At 46.9% G+C, this 18,332-nt stretch carries 17 protein-coding genes; 11 read left to right on the forward strand and 6 right to left on the reverse strand.

The window, feature by feature from the left end:
- Positions 1-51 precede the first annotated feature (51 nt).
- From CLV31_RS20790 to CLV31_RS20815, 6 genes are all read left to right on the forward strand, one after another.
- Entirely contained in the window at positions 52-1,770 is a 1,719-nt protein-coding gene (locus CLV31_RS20790; RefSeq protein ID WP_111395016.1) for an IlvD/Edd family dehydratase, read from the forward strand.
- Positions 1,771-1,832: 62 nt separating this feature from the next.
- Complete coding sequence (locus CLV31_RS20795) at positions 1,833-2,594, forward strand: SDR family NAD(P)-dependent oxidoreductase (RefSeq protein WP_111395017.1); 762 nt, start codon at positions 1,833-1,835, stop codon at positions 2,592-2,594.
- Positions 2,587-3,267 (forward strand): acetoacetate decarboxylase family protein, encoded by a 681-nt coding sequence (locus CLV31_RS20800; protein ID WP_111395018.1) that lies wholly within the window; start codon positions 2,587-2,589, stop codon positions 3,265-3,267. Before CLV31_RS20795 ends, CLV31_RS20800 begins: the two co-directional genes overlap by 8 nt.
- Positions 3,254-4,036, forward strand: coding sequence for an SDR family NAD(P)-dependent oxidoreductase (locus tag CLV31_RS20805; protein ID WP_181452687.1), 783 nt, complete (start codon positions 3,254-3,256; stop codon positions 4,034-4,036). Before CLV31_RS20800 ends, CLV31_RS20805 begins: the two co-directional genes overlap by 14 nt.
- A 36-nt stretch (positions 4,037-4,072) precedes the next feature.
- The gene (locus tag CLV31_RS20810) at positions 4,073-4,732 is read left to right on the forward strand and encodes a hypothetical protein (RefSeq protein ID WP_111395020.1); all 660 of its coding nucleotides are present in this window, start codon (positions 4,073-4,075) and stop codon (positions 4,730-4,732) included.
- A gap of 81 nt (positions 4,733-4,813) precedes the next feature.
- Positions 4,814-5,695 (forward strand): Nif3-like dinuclear metal center hexameric protein, encoded by an 882-nt coding sequence (locus CLV31_RS20815; RefSeq protein WP_111395029.1) that lies wholly within the window; start codon positions 4,814-4,816, stop codon positions 5,693-5,695.
- A gap of 55 nt (positions 5,696-5,750) precedes the next feature.
- Here the strand turns inward: CLV31_RS20815 and CLV31_RS20820 are convergent, their stop codons facing one another.
- From CLV31_RS20820 to CLV31_RS20835, 4 genes are all read right to left on the reverse strand, one after another.
- Positions 5,751-6,179, reverse strand: coding sequence for a sll1863 family stress response protein (locus CLV31_RS20820; protein ID WP_111395021.1), 429 nt, complete (start codon positions 6,177-6,179; stop codon positions 5,751-5,753).
- Positions 6,180-6,209: 30 nt separating this feature from the next.
- A complete protein-coding gene (locus tag CLV31_RS20825) occupies positions 6,210-6,404 on the reverse strand; it encodes a CsbD family protein (RefSeq protein ID WP_111395030.1) in 195 nt (64 codons plus the stop codon).
- Between the two features lie 234 nt (positions 6,405-6,638).
- On the reverse strand, positions 6,639-7,232 hold the full coding sequence (locus CLV31_RS20830) for a gluconate 2-dehydrogenase subunit 3 family protein (protein WP_111395022.1): 594 nt from the start codon (positions 7,230-7,232) through the stop codon (positions 6,639-6,641).
- 3 nt (positions 7,233-7,235) lie between these two features.
- Entirely contained in the window at positions 7,236-8,942 is a 1,707-nt protein-coding gene (locus CLV31_RS20835) for a GMC oxidoreductase (protein WP_111395023.1), read from the reverse strand.
- 343 nt (positions 8,943-9,285) lie between these two features.
- Between CLV31_RS20835 and tnpA the strand changes: the two genes are divergently transcribed.
- The 4 genes from tnpA (at position 9,286) to CLV31_RS20855 (ending at position 14,075) form a co-directional block, all read left to right on the forward strand.
- On the forward strand, positions 9,286-9,657 hold the full coding sequence (gene tnpA / locus CLV31_RS21900) for an IS200/IS605 family transposase (RefSeq protein ID WP_181452688.1): 372 nt from the start codon (positions 9,286-9,288) through the stop codon (positions 9,655-9,657).
- Positions 9,658-10,012: 355 nt separating this feature from the next.
- On the forward strand, positions 10,013-11,302 hold the full coding sequence (locus CLV31_RS20845; protein WP_111395024.1) for a M20/M25/M40 family metallo-hydrolase: 1,290 nt from the start codon (positions 10,013-10,015) through the stop codon (positions 11,300-11,302).
- A gap of 4 nt (positions 11,303-11,306) precedes the next feature.
- Complete coding sequence (locus CLV31_RS20850) at positions 11,307-13,166, forward strand: alpha-amylase family protein (protein ID WP_111395025.1); 1,860 nt, start codon at positions 11,307-11,309, stop codon at positions 13,164-13,166.
- A gap of 108 nt (positions 13,167-13,274) precedes the next feature.
- Positions 13,275-14,075, forward strand: a complete 801-nt coding sequence (locus CLV31_RS20855; RefSeq protein ID WP_111395026.1) for a glycoside hydrolase family 25 protein — start codon at positions 13,275-13,277, stop codon at positions 14,073-14,075.
- 247 nt (positions 14,076-14,322) lie between these two features.
- Here CLV31_RS20855 and CLV31_RS20860 read toward each other — a convergent pair whose 3' ends face one another.
- Entirely contained in the window at positions 14,323-15,492 is a 1,170-nt protein-coding gene (locus tag CLV31_RS20860; protein WP_111395027.1) for an alpha/beta hydrolase family protein, read from the reverse strand.
- 12 nt (positions 15,493-15,504) lie between these two features.
- A complete protein-coding gene (locus CLV31_RS20865; RefSeq protein WP_245943461.1) occupies positions 15,505-17,202 on the reverse strand; it encodes a sulfatase family protein in 1,698 nt (565 codons plus the stop codon).
- Positions 17,203-17,267: 65 nt separating this feature from the next.
- On the opposite strand from CLV31_RS20865, the gene CLV31_RS20870 reads away from it, so the two are divergent.
- Positions 17,268-18,200 carry a TIM barrel protein gene (locus CLV31_RS20870; RefSeq protein ID WP_111395028.1) on the forward strand — a complete coding sequence of 311 codons (933 nt, stop codon included), beginning with the start codon at positions 17,268-17,270 and terminating at the stop codon, positions 18,198-18,200.
- The last annotated feature ends 132 nt before the right edge of the window (positions 18,201-18,332 follow it).

The raw sequence follows: 18,332 nt of genomic DNA on the forward strand, positions 1-18,332 counted from the left end.
CTCTTATTTTTTGGTAACTTCTTGGCGAAATTTCTCAACCCAACTTAACCTATGACCAAGAAAAAACTCCGTAGCCAAGAATGGTACGGACGGACCGGAAAAGACGGCATCATCTACCGGTCCTGGATGAAAAACCAAGGACTACCCCATCACCTTTTTAATGGAGAAAAGCCGGTCATCGGCATTTGCAATACTTGGTCCGAACTAACGCCCTGCAACGCTCATTTTAGAGATTTGGCAGAAGCCCTGAAGAGAGGAATTTGGGAGGCCGGTGGTTTTCCACTTGAATTTCCCGTGATGTCGCTCGGCGAGTGCTCGATCAAACCCACCGCCATGTTGTTCCGGAATTTGGCCTCCATGGATGTGGAAGAAAGCATTCGTGCCAACCCCATGGACGGGGTAGTGCTGATGTGTGGCTGTGACAAAACGACTCCATCCCTTGTCATGGGGGCAGCTTCAGTCAATCTACCCACTTTGGTTTTATCAGGCGGCCCGATGCTGATCGGGAGATTTCGGGGGAAAAAAATCGGCACCTCTGATATTTGGAGATTTGCCGAGGACTTTAAAGTAGGCAAATTGACTCAGGAAGACATGATCGAAGTCGAATCCTCCATGTCCAGGTCCATCGGGCATTGTGCACCAATGGGTACCGCCTCAACTATGGCCGCCATGGTAGAAGCTCTTGGCTTGGCACTGCCTGACAATGCCACGATTCCGGCGGCGGATTCCAGAAGGAAAGTCCTCGCTCACCTGGCAGGAATGCGAATCGTAGAAATGGTCAAGGAGGACTTGACTATGGATAAAATCCTTACGCGAAAAGCTTTTGAAAATTCCATCATGGTCAATGCCGCCATAGGGGGTTCGACTAATTTTATCCTGCACCTCACAGCAATTGCCAAGCGGATTGGCGTGGAATTGGACCTTACCGATTTTGATCATTTCTCCTCCAAAATACCGCTGATTGCCAATGTGCAGCCATCTGGTGAGCATTGGGTGGAAGACCTTTTCTATGCGGGAGGAATGCCCGCGGTTATGAAAGAGATCCAAAAACACCTCCATACGGATGCCCTGACGGTCAATGGAAAAACCATCGGTGAAAACATCTCCAAGGCTGAATGTTGGGATCGAAATCTGATCGGAACGCTAGAGCACCCGATCAAACCCGAATCAGGCATCGCTGTACTCAAAGGAAATCTATGCCCAAATGGCGCCGTCCTCAAGCCTTCTGCCGCTTCTCCAAATCTGTTGAAGCATACCGGCAGAGCAGTCGTATTTGAAAATATTGATGAATACAAAGCCAAAGTGGATGATCCCAATCTGGATATTGATGAGACTTGTGTAATGGTCATGAAAAATGTGGGACCAAAAGGATATCCTGGAATGCCCGAAGTGGGAAATATGGGACTCCCCAAAAAGTTGCTTGAAAAAGGAGTCAAGGATATGGTTCGGATTTCGGATGGCCGGATGAGTGGGACTGGTTTTGGAACAGTTGTATTGCATGTATCTCCCGAGTCGGCCATTGGCGGACCATTGGCTTTTGTCCAAAACGATGACCTGATCGAATTGGACGTACCCAACAGAACCCTGAACTTGTTGATTTCAGAGGAGGAATTTGAAAACAGAAGAAAGGATTTTGTGCCGACCCAATTACCCTATGAACGAGGCTATGTAAATCTATTCCTGGACAAGGTCAACCAAGCTCATGATGGAGTGGATTTCGATTTTCTCCAGGGAAGTTCTGGAGCAGAAGTAAAAAGAGATTCGCATTGATTTAAGGTATGCCAACAACTCTCCAAGGGATTGAAACCCTTGGAGAGTGCACAAAGAAGAAAATGAAAAACCAAAAAGTAGCCATCGTCACCGGTGCAGGTCAGGGTATTGGTCTGGAGATCGCCAGAAAGCTACTTGACACCGGATCAAATGTCATCGTAAATGACTTGGAAAAAAGTCTTACCGAACAGGCTGTGGCCAACCTTTCCAGGTTGGGAAAGGGTGCTGTGATGGGTTGTTCCGGAGACTCCGCTTCCGAAATCGTGATTCAGGAATTGATTGATTTGGCGATGAAAAATTTTGGAAGAATTGATCAAGTGGTATGCAATGCCGGAATCACGCTTTTCGGATCTTTTCTGGACTATTCAAGGGAGGATTTCACAGAGGTCACGCGGGTCAATCAAGCCGGAACTTTTTTTCTCACCCAAGCCGCTTCCCAAAGGATGAAAGACCAGCCAGAAGGCGGAGCTATACTCTTTACTTCCTCAGTCACGGCTCACCAAAGCCATGAAAACCTGGCCGCATATGCCATGAGCAAGGCGGCCATTGAAATGCTCGCTAAAAATCTCGTCTTGGAATTGGCTCCATTTGGGATTCGTATCAATACCATCGCTCCGGGAGCTACCCTCACCGAACGAACCACTTCCGACCCGGATTATGCCTCCACCTGGTCTAAACTCACCCCCATTGGAAGGCCTGCCAGTCCCGAAGACATTGCGGAAGCAGCCGCGTTTTTATTGTCCGACGCGGCCAGACACATTACCGGTCAGACACTGATTGTGGATGGCGGATGGACTTCGATAAGCCCCTCACCTTATGCCTGAACACTCCAAAATCCTCCAGGACCTTCACTTAGTGCTAAAAGCTCCACCCCCTTGGACGCTACAGGGCGAAGGCATCCTTCTTTTTTTCAAATTCAAGAAAGAATGGGTGGAGGAGCAGGGACATCTGCCTGCTCATCTCAAAGGAAAATTCAAAGGTGGTTTGGGCTACGTCATGCTGGTAGATTACCAAAAATCACCTGTTGGGCCTTATCACGAAGTGTTGATTATTCCGGGGAAATTCCGAAAAACCAGGCGTCAAGCGATCACCAAAATTTATGTAGACTCAGAAGCGAGTACCCAAAATGGAAGAAATAACTGGGGAATACCCAAAATAACCCTCCCCATATCCTGGAAAAAAGAAAAAGGAAAAGACATCATCACCATTTATTCTGGAAAAGAAGAGGTTTTTCACACCGAGATTACCCATGGAGGTTTGGCTTTTCCTGTTTCTACTACGCTACTGCCTATCAGACTCTGTCAGACCCTGAACAAGGTGAAATATTACACCAAACCCTATGGAAATGGTTGGGGAAAGCTAGCCAAAATCAAACGACTGGACCTTGACCCGGATTTTTTTCCTGATATCCGGGGCATTTCTCCTCTATTTGCAATAAAAGTAAATCCATTTACCATCCATTTCCCTGAAGCCACCTATGGGGATGAGCACATTTAGTCAAGCCCATATCGTGGTCACCGGTGCAGGTTCGGGGATTGGTTTGGAATTGATCCGCCAATTATACCCATTCACCCATCGGATCGTCGCAGTAGATTACTCAGAAAGTAGGCTGGAATACCTAGCACTAGAATTCCCCAAACTCGAAGGATTTGTTATAGCTGACCTGAGTCAAAAAGAAGGGAATAGGCAGATTTTGGACTGGATTGATACCCATTGGTCCAACGTGGATTTTTGCTTTGCCAATGCCGGAAAGGCTGAATTTCAACAAGCCTCCCTTCAAAATTGGAAGAATATGGAGGCGCTTTTCCAACTCAATGTTAATTCCCCCATTCAACTGGGACTTGAGCTAAAAAACAGATGCAAAGACGCCGAATTCCGTCATGTCATCACTTGTTCTGCCATGGCCTTTTGGGCGGTGCCCGGATACAGTCTCTATGGAGCCTCCAAAGCCGCTCTTTTGCAATGGGCAAATACCCTATGGACAGAAAAATCAGGCGACTGGCTTTCCTTGGTTTTTCCGATCGCCACAGCCACCGGTTTTTTTGAAGCGGCAGGAAACCATATTCCTCGAGCCTTCCCAGTCCAAGAGCCCGGTCTTGTGGCGAGAAAAATTCTAGCCGGGGTCATAAAAAAGCAACGCAAAATTTTCCCTTCTCCGCTTTTCCGGGGGATGTTGCTACTTGATCAATTTCTTTTCTTTATTCGACCGATGTACCAACGATTGGAATATCGTAAATTCAAAAATTGGGTTTCCGAACAATCCTGAAATCAAACAGTTACACCAATTCACCACCCTTTGATCATGAAAAAATACCTCTACCTTGTTTTGGCACTCATCGCTGTCCATGCCTGCCAGCAAAAACCCCAACTTCCAGACACCTTGCCTTTCAAAGTAGCGAAAGCATACGGGATCGAAAATTTTGATCAGGTCAATTCGATCGCTTACACTTGGAATGTACAGCGAGACTCAGTCAATGTGGTCTCTCGGGATTGGAAGTGGAATGTCAAGGACAGTACCGTTTACTATTCCGGCCCTGACACCACATTCACCTACAGCTTGACAGCAGATTCGCTTCCTAAGCAAGACGGTGCTTTTATCAATGATAAATACTGGGCGATGATGCCGTTCCAATTGGCTTGGGACTCGGGCTATACACACGAGATCACAGAAAATGTGCCTTCTCCCCTGAAAGGCACCAATTCCACCAAACTTACCATCATTTACAATTCGGGTGAACCCAAAAGCCCGGGAATGGGCTACACGCCGGGCGATGCCTATGACCTGTACCTCGATGAAAACCACATGATTCTGGAATGGACCTTCCGAAGAGGTAACGGGGCAGAGGGTCGGACGTGGACCTGGGAAAACGTAAATCAATTTGGTCCGATCAAGCTCGCACAGGATCACATGGGGCCGGACGGGAAGCGATTCATTTGGCTGTCCAATGTAAAAGTAGAGTAGCCATTGAAGTAAATTAGATTTCAGCCATGGGGATAACTCATGGCTTTTTTTATTTTTAACCGATCTCAAGTCCGACCCATTATGAACAGAAGACACTTTATCCATGCATCCGGAGCTCTGCTTGGAGCAGGAATGCTCAGCAACCCACTAGACACCTTTTCTCTTTCTCAAAAGAAAACATGGACCGTAGGTGAAATCATCGATACGTTCATTTCTCAAGTGCCCAATGCGCCCTTTGCCCAGACGGTAGATACGATTAAAGTGGGTTCTCGGGAAACTGTGGTGACAGGAGTGGTGACCACGATGTTCACCACCATGGAGATCATTCACAAAGCCATTGAGTTAAAGGCCAACCTGATCATCCCCCATGAACCCACTTTTTTCTCAGGCCAGGATGATACGGACTACCTACAAAATGACCCGGTGTTTCGGGCCAAATATGATTTGATGGTCAAGCATGGCATCACGCTTTGGAGGAATCATGACTACGTGCATAGAATGACCGATGACGGCGTACGAGTCGGAGTAGTCGGTGATTTGGGATGGGACGAGTATTATACGCCTGGAAGTCGAATCTTGACAATTCCCCAAACCAACCTTCAGGGTTTGATCGAACACATCAAAACCAAACTGGGCGTACCGGCGATGCGCTATGTCGGAGATTTGAATCAAGCCTGCACTAAAGTGCTGTTGCTTCCCGGAGCCGTGGGAGGCCGATTACAGATCACTCAAATCATGGAGCATCGACCGGATGTATTGGTTTGCGGAGAATCCAATGAATGGGAAACTCCCGAATATGTGCGCGCGGCCAATGAAATCGGCATGAAGCTGTCTATGATCGAAATTGGGCACTCTGCCAGTGAAGAAGGAGGCTCCGAATTTGTGAAAAATTGGCTCAATCAGCACATGCCCGGACTTCCGGTTTTCCATATTCCTTCGGGAAATTCGCTTTCGATCCTATAAATAATAAAGGCCAGTTCCACCCGGACTGGCCTTTTGTTTTAAAAAATAATAACCGTTAGGACTTACCTTTTTCAAACGATTCTTCCACATTGTTTTTAAACTTCTTCCACTCGTTTTCGATATCACGCGTGGTATTGTTTACCGCGGTCTTGACATCCTGCCAAGTATTTTGTGTTGCGGTTTCGATATCATCCAATGCTTTTTCCACATCAGATTTTTCTTGCTTCAATTCCGCTTCCATTTCCTCGATTTCGGCTTTTACCTGAGCATTGGCTTTGGCTTTTTTAGCCTCGAGTTCCTGAATTTTCAAATCGATTTCCGCTTCCAATTCCCGAAGTTCGGCGCGTAGCTCACTTCGTTCCTGTTCGAAATCAATCGAAATTTCAACAATTTCTTCTTCCTGTTTTTCAGATTTGGATTCACAGGATATTGCGGATAGGCCGAGTAGGGCCATGCCAGCAAGTGCAATTAGATTCGTTTTCATAATTCGATGAGTTTAGAAAATGGGGTTGGATTATAGGCTGTTGATTTCCTCTTTGATTTCGTCAATTGATCGACCGAGTTTCCGCTGCAATCTTCCCAAAAGCTCTTCGGTCTGACCTTCTTCATACATCAGGTCATCTTCGGTGAGTTCGGCATACTTTTGCTTAAGCTTGCCTTTGATCTCTTTCCAAGAACCTTCGATTTTTAATTTGGTGTCAGTTTTCATGATTTCTTTGGTTAAAAGTGAAACAAACAATTTTGCATTAACAGGCTCAATCCCGGTACCAAATGGGTTTCTGAGCCATTTGGGGGGAATTAATAAAAATGAAGTGTAGAACATCTCCACATTTTGACGGGTTTTAGCAAAAAAAACTCACAGACCCTCCTAATTCCTCAGATTATCATTCTGCAAGAATCCGGATTATCTGTGAGCTATGTCAGGATAAACTAGTGTACTATTTTACAAACTCCACGTATTTCCCACCTCCGAAAGCGGCATACATCCTCGGAATTCTCCCGGAATAGGATCATAGCTGAGTACATTTTTGCCGATTTCCTCTGAGCTAAAATAGGCCCATAGTACGGAGGATTTTAATCCTCGGTAAAACCCCACCGGTTCGCGAGGCCCTACGTCTCCTCCCCATACTTTCTTGGGGAATTTGGGTGAGTTGGCTTCGTGATCCTTGAAGCAAGCTGCCTTATCTGCTGCCGATAAGTCGGCAAATACTTTTCCATACTTGGTCTTGCAGTCCGCATTAAAAGCTTCGATATCGGATTCTACTTGCTTTTGGCCTCCTTCATCATAGGTTCTGGCATACATCAAGTCGATAAATACATCGGCCTTGACTTCTAGTCCTCCGGGCGTTTCGGTTTTGGGTAAAAGAAAATCCACAAAAGCAGAAATGAACCTCGCCTGGTCTTCCTTCAAAAACTCAGGAGTCCAAGACAATCGATCGGTATTCGCACAAGCCTGAAGTAAGCTGAGCAAGGTAGGAGCGCCTGCTGCTGCTCCGAGAGCCAAAGCGGATTTTTTGAGTGCGTCGCGTCTGTTCATGACTTAGAGGTTTAATTTTTTAAGTTCGGATACTGCATGATTGGCCGCTCTCGCGGTGAGTGCCATGTAGGTCAAGGAAGGATTGACGCAGGAAGAAGAGGTCATGCAGGCCCCGTCAGTAACAAAGACATTGGCACATCCATGTACCTGATTGGTCCCGTTGAGAACGGAAGTTTTTGGATCGCGCCCCATTCGTGCGGTCCCCATTTCGTGAATCCCGAATCCCATCTCATGCTTGTTGTCAAACTCCAAGATGTCTTTCAAGCCTGCACGTTCCAACATTTCCTTGGCATCCTGTCTGGCCTGATCATTAAGCGCAAGTTCATTGGCTTTCCATTCTGCATCGATAGACAAGGTGGGCTGCCCCCATTTATCCAATACGTCTTTGTTGAGGTACACTTGGTTTTCGTGGTAAGGAAGACATTCTGAAAAGCCGGTGATGAAAAACTCCCAAGGTCCGGGCTTCATCAGGCGGTCTTTGAAGTCTCCACCAAAGGCTTCCTGATTACTGCCTGCGCCCCAACCTGCTCTTCCGCCTCCTCCTTGGAATCCAAATCCACGGACAAACTTGTCAGACTGAGGGCCGTCTTTGAGGTTTACATATCTTGGAATATAAATACCATTAGGTCGACGACCTTTATAATATTGATCTTCGAAACCCTCTACTGTTCCCATGGCACCTACACGATAGGTGTGATCCATCAGGTTGTGCCCGAGTTCACCGGAGTCATTTCCCAATCCATTTGGAAATCTACTGGAAGTGGAATTGAGCAGAATCTGAGTCGTACTCAAGGTGGAGGCATTGACAAAAATGATTTTGGCCTTGTAGACCATCTCCTCGCTCGTTTCCGCGTCGATAATCCGCACACCGGAAGCTTTGCCCTTTTGCTCATCATATACCACCGATTGGACAATGGAAAAAGGTCGAATCGTGAGATTGCCCGTAGCATGAGCAGCAGGTAAGGTGACTGCATTACTGGAGAAATAGGCTCCATAGGGACAACCTCGATCACATCGGTTGCGGTACTGGCATTTGCCTCTACCGTTGAGCGGCTCGGTCAAGTGAGCCACCCGACCGATGATCATATTTCGGCCTTTGAAATCTTTCTCAATCCGTTCCTTGACGTGTTTTTCCACACAGTTTAATTCCATCGGAGGTAAGAAGTGGGAATCAGGAAGCTGGGGAAGACCTAATGCTTCCCCACTAATGCCTGCGAATTTCTCCACATGGGTGTACCAAGGCGCGAGGTCTTTGTATCGGATCGGCCAGTCCACCCCATGCCCGTCTTTAGCATTGGCTTCAAAGTCCAAGTCGGACCAGCGATAGGTTTGCTTACCCCAAAGCAGAGAGCGTCCACCCATCTGATGGGCCCGTACCCACATGAAGGGCTTGACTTCGGTGTAGGGATTTTCGAGGTCGTTGGCATGAAAATGCTCGTTAAAGGCACCGATAAATCCAGAACGGCCACCTTTGGGATGCTTGGCTTTTTGCTCAGGTGTGAGACCTCCTCGAAGGTCATGCTCCCAAGGATCAAGCGTCATGGTTGGGTAGTCCACCACATGTTCCACAATTCTGCCCCGCTCGAGGACCAGGGTATTTAGACCGGCTTCGCAAAGTTCCTTTGCCGCCCAGCCCCCACTGATTCCCGACCCGATGACGATAGCGTCGTAGGTCAGATTTTTGTCGGCGTCGATGTTAAAATTTGCCATGTTCAATAGGTTTATTGAGAGGATAATAATAGGAAAAAATGGTGGAAATGCAGAAATACAGATCGCCCCGTTGTGGCGCTGGTTCTTATTTATTCATCCATACCCCAAATTGAATTTGGGGCTTACACAGGATGTGCCTTCAGCGCTAGATTGATTTGAGTTATCTCAAAAGAGCATTTTCTCACCTTAGGGGAGGTGCCAACGGCACGTCCTGTGACAGCCCAGAATTCAATTCTGGGTTTTAAAATCAATTTTGTATTTTCAACGAGTGCCAAAGGCCTGCCTGTCCGGCAAAGACAGGCACGATCTGTAATCCATTTTTCAATTCTAAATTTTTCAAATCATGCCTCAGTCCCTAGCCAAAGTGTACCTCCACATCGTTTTTTCGACCAAAAACAGAATTTCGATAATCCAAGATGAAGTCAGACCCCTTGCGCAAGCCTATTTTGTCCAAGTCGGCGCCAACCTTGGAAGCTTTACAGAAGAAATATTTATGATGCCGGATCACATTCACTGGCTTTGTACCCTGCCGAGAACAATCACTATTGCGGATTTGGTTAAGAATGTGAAAATCTCCAGTTCAATCAAATACAAAGAATTGATCCACCGAGATTTCGAATGGCAAAAGGGTTATGGCGCATTTTCAGTCAGCCAATCCAAATTGGAAACAGTCAAAAGTATATCCAAAACCAGCTGGCGAATCATCAAAAATTAGATTTCCAAACTGAGTATCGGAGATTTTTAGAGGAATATCAAATTGAATATGATGAAAAATATGTGTGGGATTGATTGGTGAATAAAACACAGATCGCCCCGTTGGGGCTCCAATTGCTAACCCCTATTTTTATCCCAAATTGAATTTGGGGCTATAACAGAACGCACCTTTGGTGCTCTGCTTTGAAGAATGGAGTTATTAAAATTAATGCCAAAGGCATTTTTTGTAATAGCCCAGAATTCAATTTTCAATAACCAGAGTGCCAAAGGCACGATCTGTAATAAAATTCACCCCAATCACCTCGGATTAAAAACCCAACCTTGCCCCCGCACGCTTTTTCCGCTATTTTCCATCCATGAAAAAAATCACCCTGATCCTGATTCTGGCGGTGTCACCGCTTTTCTCCTTTGCCCAGCAAAAACTCAACAAAGACGAACAAAAACTGATCGAACTGATCGATAAAAACTACAAGGAAACCCTATCCATCCTTGAGGAAGTCATCAATATCAACTCAGGTTCTTTGAATAAAGAAGGCGTGCGAGAAGTCGGTCGGATCTTCGAGCGGGAGTTCCAGAAAATCGGATTCCAAACCGAATGGGTTGAGCTCCCAGCCGAGGTAAACCGTGCCGGGCATTTTGTGGCTACCCGCAAAGGAACCAAAGGCAAAAAACTCTTCCTGATCGGGCATTTGGATACGGTTTTTGAAAAGGATATGCCCTTCACTCCTTTTACCTACCTCAATGACAGCACGGCCACGGGCCAAGGCGCGAATGACATGAAAGGCGGCGATGTATTGGTGTTGGCCAGCTTGAAAGCCATGCACCAATTGGGACTCCTTGATGACCGTACGATTACCGTATATTTCAATGGGGACGAAGAAAGCTCAGGCAACGCCGAACTCTCCAGAAAGGACTTTATCGAGCGCGCCAAGCAGCACGATATCGCTTTGGGCTATGAGACAGCTCAGGGATTCTCTACAGCCACCGTTGCACGTAGAGGTGCCGGAGGTTGGACACTTAAAACCACAGGGCGCCAATCTCACTCCAGCGGAGTTTTTGGACAGGGAGCTGGTTATGGTGCCATCTATGAAGCCGCTCGAATCCTGAACGAATTCCGTGAAGCTTTAGCAGGCGAAAAATACCTGACCTTCAATCCGGGTCAATTTATAGGAGGATCAGATGTGTCTTTGGATCAAACCTCCGGAACAGGAACAGCATTGGGTAAAACCAATATCGTAGCCCGAGAAGCTGTAGTTACCGGCGATTTGAGATTTTTGGGAGAAGCTCAAAAAGAAACTGCTCGCGCAAAAATGCGGGAGATCGTAGCAAAAAACCTCCACCAAACCGATGCGGAAATCTCTTTCTATGACTACATCCCATCCATGGAGCCGACGGAAGGGAATTATGCGTTGGCGGAATTCCTAAGCCAAGTCAGTCAGGATATGGGCTACGGTCCTGTAAAGCCCGGAGATCCGGGAAGCCGAGGTGCCGGAGACATTTCCTTTGTGGCTGAGTTTATGGATTGTCTGGATGGCTTGGGAGCTTCAGGCTCAGGTGCACACGCTCCGGGAGAAACCATCAACATGAAGCAATTCCCCGATTTGATCAAAAGAAATACGATCTTTCTGTACCGATTGACCCGATAACCTGATGCAAAAATTTTTAATCCCGGCGGTTTTGGCCGCAGCAGCCCTTTCCTGCCAAGCGCCAAGGCCTCAAGAATCCGAACCTATGAAATCCCAAAAAATCGTCGTTTATCAGGTCTTTACCCGTCTTTTTGGCAATACGAATACCACCAACAAACCTTGGGGAACCAAAGAAGAAAACGGTGTCGGCAAGTTCAACGACTTTACGGATACCGCTTTGGAGGAGATCAAAAAACTCGGGGTGTCCCACATTTGGTACACCGGAGTGCCGCATCACGGCGTGATTGGGGATTTCCCAGAGATCGGGGTGAGCTCAGACGATCCGGATATCATCAAAGGCCGTGCAGGTTCGCCCTATGCCGTGCGGGATTACTACCAGGTCAATCCGGACTTGGCTATGGATGTGACCAAAAGGATGGAGGAGTTCGAGGCCTTGATCGCCCGAACGCACAAGCACGACATGAAAGTGATCATTGACATCGTACCCAATCACGTGTCTCGCTTTTATGAGGGGAAAAATAATCCCGCCGGAGTTCGTGACTTTGGGGCAGACGATGACCAAACGGTCGAATACGCCAAAAACAACAACTTCTACTATATCCCCGGAAAGGCCTTTTCAGTACCCGAACCCAAAAATGGCTATCAGCCTTTAGGCGGAGAAAAGCATCCCTTTGCCGATGGAAAATTTGACGAAAACCCCGCCAAATGGACGGGCAACGGTTCCCGATTGGCTCAGCCAGATTTTTTCGACTGGTACGAGACGGTCAAGATCAACTACGGAGTAAGTCCCGATGGGAAAAAGGATTTCGAAGAACTCCCGGAAGGAGCTGAAAAATTAGATTGGAAAGCGCATTATGACTTTTGGCAAGGCAAAGACGTGCCGGATTCCTGGAAAAAATTCAAGGACATCACCCAATTTTGGCTGGGCAAAGGCGTGGATGGATTCCGATTTGACATGGCCGAGATGGTTCCGGTGGAGTTTTGGTCCTACCTCAATTCCCATATCAAAATGACCAATCCGGAGGCTTTCTTATTGGCGGAAGTTTACAACCCGAGTTTGTACAGAGACTACATCCACAAAGGAAAAATGGATTACCTCTACGATAAGGTAGAGCTATACGATACGCTGAAGCATATTATTCAGGGTCATGGATCTACGGATAATCTGGTACCGATTCTGGAAGGACTGAAAGACATTGAGCACCACATGCTCCACTTCCTGGAAAACCACGACGAGCAGCGAATTGCCAGCCCGGAGTTTGCGGGGAATCCCTGGAAAGCCATGCCTGCGATGGTGGTTTCTGCTACAGTTTCGACGTCCCCCACCATGATTTATTTCGGACAGGAAGTGGGTGAACCTGGGGCCGAAGATGCAGGTTTTGGAGATCCCAGCCGCACTTCCATCTTTGATTACATCGGAGTACCGCAGCATCAGAAGTGGATGAATGGGGGAAAGTTTGACGGAGGACAGCTGTCGGAAAATGAAAAGGCGCTGAGAAACTATTATTCCGAAGTACTCAACTTCACCCGCAACAGTTCGGCACTGATGGGAGAGTATATGGAATTGCATTCCTTCAACCGAAAGCAAAACCCAGCCTATACCAACAAAACCTTCGCTTTTGCCCGATGGGATGACCGCCAAAAGCTGATCGTCGTGACCAACTTCGACGAATTCCAATCAGTGAAAACGACGCTCAAACTTTCCCCGGAACTGCTGAAAGCCTGGAACTTGGAAAAAGGCGAGCGAGAGCTCAAAGAGTTGATGTTTGGTAAGAAAAAAACCAAGCTTCGGGTCACCGACGATGGGGCAGAAATTGACCTGGACTTTGGGCCATGGGAGTCGGCGGTATTTGAGGTGAGGTAGTTTAAATGCTTGGAGGTTGAGAAGTATGGAAGTTTGAATGAAAAGATGTCAATTTTCTGTTTCTCCCAAAGTCAATCTTAGAATGCTTGGAATTTTAGAAACCGAACAATGCCCCGAAAGAGAAAGTCCGGTCCTTGGATTGGGATCAGCTTGTTGATTATTGCTATAGCTTTGGGTTCGGGATATTTGGTGAAAAAATTCCGACGGCAAATCAATCAGCGACTGAGCGATTACACCCAAAAAGCCCCTCCATTTACCGAAGCCTTGAAGTTTGAGCACGTCTTTTCCAATTTTCCGGAAGGAATTCTGGGAATCGATGTGTCCGAATATCAAGGAAGGATTGACTTTGCCGGTTTGCAACTCCAACTTCAAAATCGGCAAATCGAGTTTGTGGTGGTACGGGCCACCATGGGAAAGGATGGAAAAGATTCCCGATTTAAGCAAAATTGGGAGGGTTTTCGGCCCCTTCCCATCATGCGCGGTGCCTATCACTATTATCGCCCCAATGAAAACAGCACCCTTCAGGCTCAAAACTTTATCAAAACAGCCCAACTCAAATCAGGGGACCTGATTCCTGTCTTGGACATCGAAAAGCACAGCACCATCCAATCTCGGGACAAGTTGCGCGAAGGGCTCAAAAACTGGCTGAAAATTGTGGAAGCTCATTATGGTGTCAAGCCGATGATTTATACCGGAGATCGGTTTTTCTGGGAGGTGCTGCATGAGAATGGGTTTGATGATTACCCCATTTGGGTCGCCAATTACAACCCGATCGTTGAACCTGAAACTGAGGATTGGACCATTTGGCAATTTTCTGAAAAAGGAAGTTTGCCTGGTATCGGAGAGAAAATTGATTTGAATGTGCTGATTGGAGGAAAAAGAAGACTGGAGGAGTTGGTCATTCCTTAGCACCTGAGCAATGAAAACCTAACATTGAGAATCAAATCGAAAGGATTCCCACCTTAAACGCAAGGGCTAAATCCTTATTTGGCATTAAAAATTTCATTTTTAATGCCAGCGATACTTTTTGACCTCAACAGTGAGGTCAAAAAATGCTATTGACCTTAAATTTATGAAATTTAAATGTGAAATAGGGCTTAAAAGTGGGGTAAGCTCCGACCACTTGAAGTATTTGTGCAGCCCAAAAAAGCAATTTTTACTTCCAATTCAAAAACTCCATGACCTCCACATCTCCTTTCAACGCATGAGCAGGCATGGGATTTTTTTCATTGAATACTCGCAATTCATCCGAAGTCAGTAAAGTCACAAAACTTTCATCAAACCCATCTTGATAGGGAATTCGCCCGGCATTGAGTCCGAGGTAGTGCCCAAAGAAATTATAGACAGCAGCCCGTTTGTTTTTCCCATAGTCGTGTCGCTCGCCTGCTAAGTGGACATTATCTACACGACTCTCTGCCTCATAAGTGGAATAGACTTTTTGCACATAGGGAAACTCTATTCGGGGATTGTTTTTGGTCCAGTCACCTCCGTCTGAAACCAGCAACATGGGTCGAGGCGCAGCCAAAGCAGCAATCTCCACATTGTTGGTTTGGTGATCTGCACTTTTGTGAATCGGCATCCCACTTTCGCAGGTGCAGCCTCCGAAGAAATAGGCAGAAACCATGACCACAGGTGCTGAAACTTTAATCCTCGAATCCAAAGCCGTAATCAAAATCGACTGCGTGCCACCACCGGATTCGCCCGTCACACCGATTCGCTCAGGGTCCACATCAGGCCGGGAAATCAGGTAATCGATCACCCGTTGGGAATTGTAGGTTTGAAGAGTGAGTGCAATCGGAATTTTGTGATCCACTTGCTTGGAATCGCCATAGCCTATCATGTCATAGGCAAATACCACCGCACCCATGCGGGCGAATGCTGCACTTCGGGTTTGCATGCTTTCTCCAAATCGTAAATCCGGCCCATGTCCATGTACACTGAGAATTGCAGGACTTTTGGTAAATGGTGCTGGATTTAGCGGACGGTAAAGGTTTCCCGTAATGAAAAATCCGGGAAAGCTTTCGATGGCGATGTTTTCCACGATATAGCCATCCATTTCTCGGGTGCTGTGGATGATGGTGTTGAATGGAGCGGTTCGGGCAGGCATTTGCTCGAGCTTCATTCCTTGGATGATCCCATTTCTGATCACAGCAGCTCGCTTTTCCCAATCCGCTTCCGAAGTCCAGGTAAAAGCGGTTTGTTTCATGAAAATGGCCCCTTCATCCTCTGTCCAGTAAGCGCCTTGGCAGAGCATGTTTTCCTGTGCAAATGCAATAGAACACTGGAAAAAGAGAACTATCGAAAGCGAAATAATTGACTTCTTCATAGGATCTAGAACTTATTGGATGAGCAGGGAAATTTCCGTGGGTTCGTATCCAATCCGATGTGAATTGACATAGATGGTTTCTCCTATTTTGGCTTCAAAAGGTGCAGTATACACCTTCCAACCTTCTTTTTCGGAAAATCGATAACCAATCGAAGCGCTTGGATTGGAGCAGGTCAGGTGAACTTTGCCGTTTTCGAATTTGAGTTGAGCAGCAGGAGTCACCGGAGGAGTGTCTTTCCCTTTCCACCAAGTCCGGACCATTTCCATTTCATTCACCGCACCCAAATCTCCATAATCTGCAATCCACTGCTCATGGGCTTTGCGCAGCTCGGCCAACTTCTCAGCAAAAGCAGGGTCGGAGGCAAGATTTTTGAATTCATCGGGATCGGACTGGGTATCGTACAATTCCTCGCTAGGTTTGGAAGAGGCAAACCAACGGGCTTGATTTTCATTGAGCTTTCCTTCCTGATTAAGCTTCAATAAATGGGGCATCAAGGGGTTTTGAAGCCGGAATCGGATATTCTGGTAGTTGGGCTTCTCGGGCATGTAGTTGCGGATGTATTTGAATCGACCGTCAAAAACAGCCCTCACCCGATCGTATTCGCTGTCCATTCGATCCCGTGCGGCATAGATGTATTTCCGAGGTACAGATTTTTGAGGACCTAAAAAGGCCCGACCTTGCATAGTTCCCGGAATGGGTATTCCTGCCAAAGAAAGCAGGGTAGGCGCAAAATCCACAAAACTGACCAGCTCTTCATTTCGGGTGCCAGCTTGCAGAAATGGAGCCTTGATCAGCAAGGGTACACGCAATCCCCGATCGTATAGCTCACGCTTGACATAAGGCAATCCATCTCCATGATCCGAGTAGAAAAAGATGATCGTGTTGTCATAAAGTCCATCTTCTTTCAGCTGCCGGATCACCTCACCCACCTGATCATCCATGGTCATTACATTGGTGATAAATCGGGCCATCACATACCTGCTGATCGAGTCATCGGGATAGTAAGGTGGGATTTTTACCTTGGCTGGATTGACTTTCAGGGGTTCTTTTTCTCTCGCCCAAACCTGGGATTCATGAGTGGTTGTAAAGTTGAAAATGGAGAAAAAAGGCTGGCTTTTATCTATTCTGTTGCGGTAATGAGCTCTGGGGCTGCTTTCATCCCACATGGTCACCGGGCTACGGAATTGGTAATCTTCCTTAGAGTTGTTGGAGGTATAATAGCCGGCTTCCCGCAAAATCAAAGGGTAAGGTTTCATGCCTTCCGGCAAAACCACGGAGTAGCCTTTGAACCCCGGAGGATAATCGTCTGATGCCGCTGCTGAAGCGGCCAGAGTCCGCATGTGATGCCCTCCGATAGCCGTCTGATACGAACCCGTAATCAAGGCCGCCCGACTAGGCGCACACACCCCTGCCGTCGAAAAAGCATTCATATACTGCACGGATTCCTTGGCCAAGGCATTGAGATGGGGCGTTTTCCCACCAGTTCCTCCATACACTTCCAAATGCTCCGGTGACATATCTTCAACCACGATCCAGACAATGTTGGGTCGATTTTGCTGAGCAAGTCCCAAGGAAAAGAGGAAAGAAATTCCGATCAGGAAGAGTAAAAGCTTTTTCATAGCCACGGTTGCTTTGGGTGGATTTTCAAAAGATAAGATTTTATCAGAATAAAGCTGAAGGGTACTGTCCTTTTCCAATTGACCAGCCATCCAAAATCGGCTTGGCAAAGAATTTTTTATGGCTAACTTTCCTTCACCCAAAAACCTCATCCTTTATGACCAACAGAAGAAATTTTCTCAAAACTACCGGCTTGGCTACGGCTGCGCTGGGTTTGGGATTACCCCAACTCAGTTTTGGACAGACGAAAGCCGATCCCTTCAAAATCTCCCTCGCCGAATGGTCCGTCAATCGCCTCCTTTTTTCCAAACAGCTTGACCACTTGGATTTTGCCTTGGAAGCCAAAAAGCACGGAATTAATGCCGTGGAGTATGTGAATCAATTTTTTATGGACAAGGCCCAGGACATGACCTACCTGAAGGAAATGAATACCCGTTGCCAAAACGAGGGAATCACCCAAGTCCTCATTATGGTAGACCGGGAAGGAATGCTCGGTGCCCGCTCGGACGCAGACCGAATGAAGGCCGTAGACAACCATAAAAAATGGATCGAAGCTGCCAAGTTTCTCGGTTGCCACACGGTGCGGGTCAATGGCTACTCGGATATCGCCTGGTCACAAAATCCAGCCGACGCCGCCGAAGCTTCAAAGCTAGTCAGTGACGGTATCCGCAAGCTTTGTGAGTTTGCAGAGCCTCACGGCATTCATATCGTGATCGAAAACCACGGAGGCTTTTCCTCCAATGGCAAATGGCTGGCGGAAACTATCCGAAATGCCAATCATCCCCTGGCCGGAACACTTCCTGATTTCGGAAACTTCCGAATCGGAGCCATTGAAGGCAAGCCTGTTTCCTACGATTCCTATCGAGGAGTAGACGAATTGATGCCCTTGGCCACGGGAGTCAGTCTAAAGCCAAAAGTTTGGGATGACGCAGGAAATGAGTCCGACTTGGACTATGAACGCATGATGAAAATCGTCCTTTCTCATGGATTCAATGCCTATGTGGGCATCGAACACGGTGAAAAAGACCGGGAATGGGCGAGTATCGTGGAGATCCGGCAGATCTTGGAAAAACTTCAGAAGTCGATGTGAAAATAAGAAAAAGACCTGCCGGGATTTGAAAACCTGGCAGGTGGGGTGTAAAATATTTGATTTGAAATTAAATATTTTACACCCCATTTTAGTATATTCCATAGTCTAAATTTATTGACCTATGGAAGATGA

Source organism: Algoriphagus aquaeductus, assembly GCF_003253485.1.
Taxonomy (GTDB): domain Bacteria; phylum Bacteroidota; class Bacteroidia; order Cytophagales; family Cyclobacteriaceae; genus Algoriphagus; species Algoriphagus aquaeductus.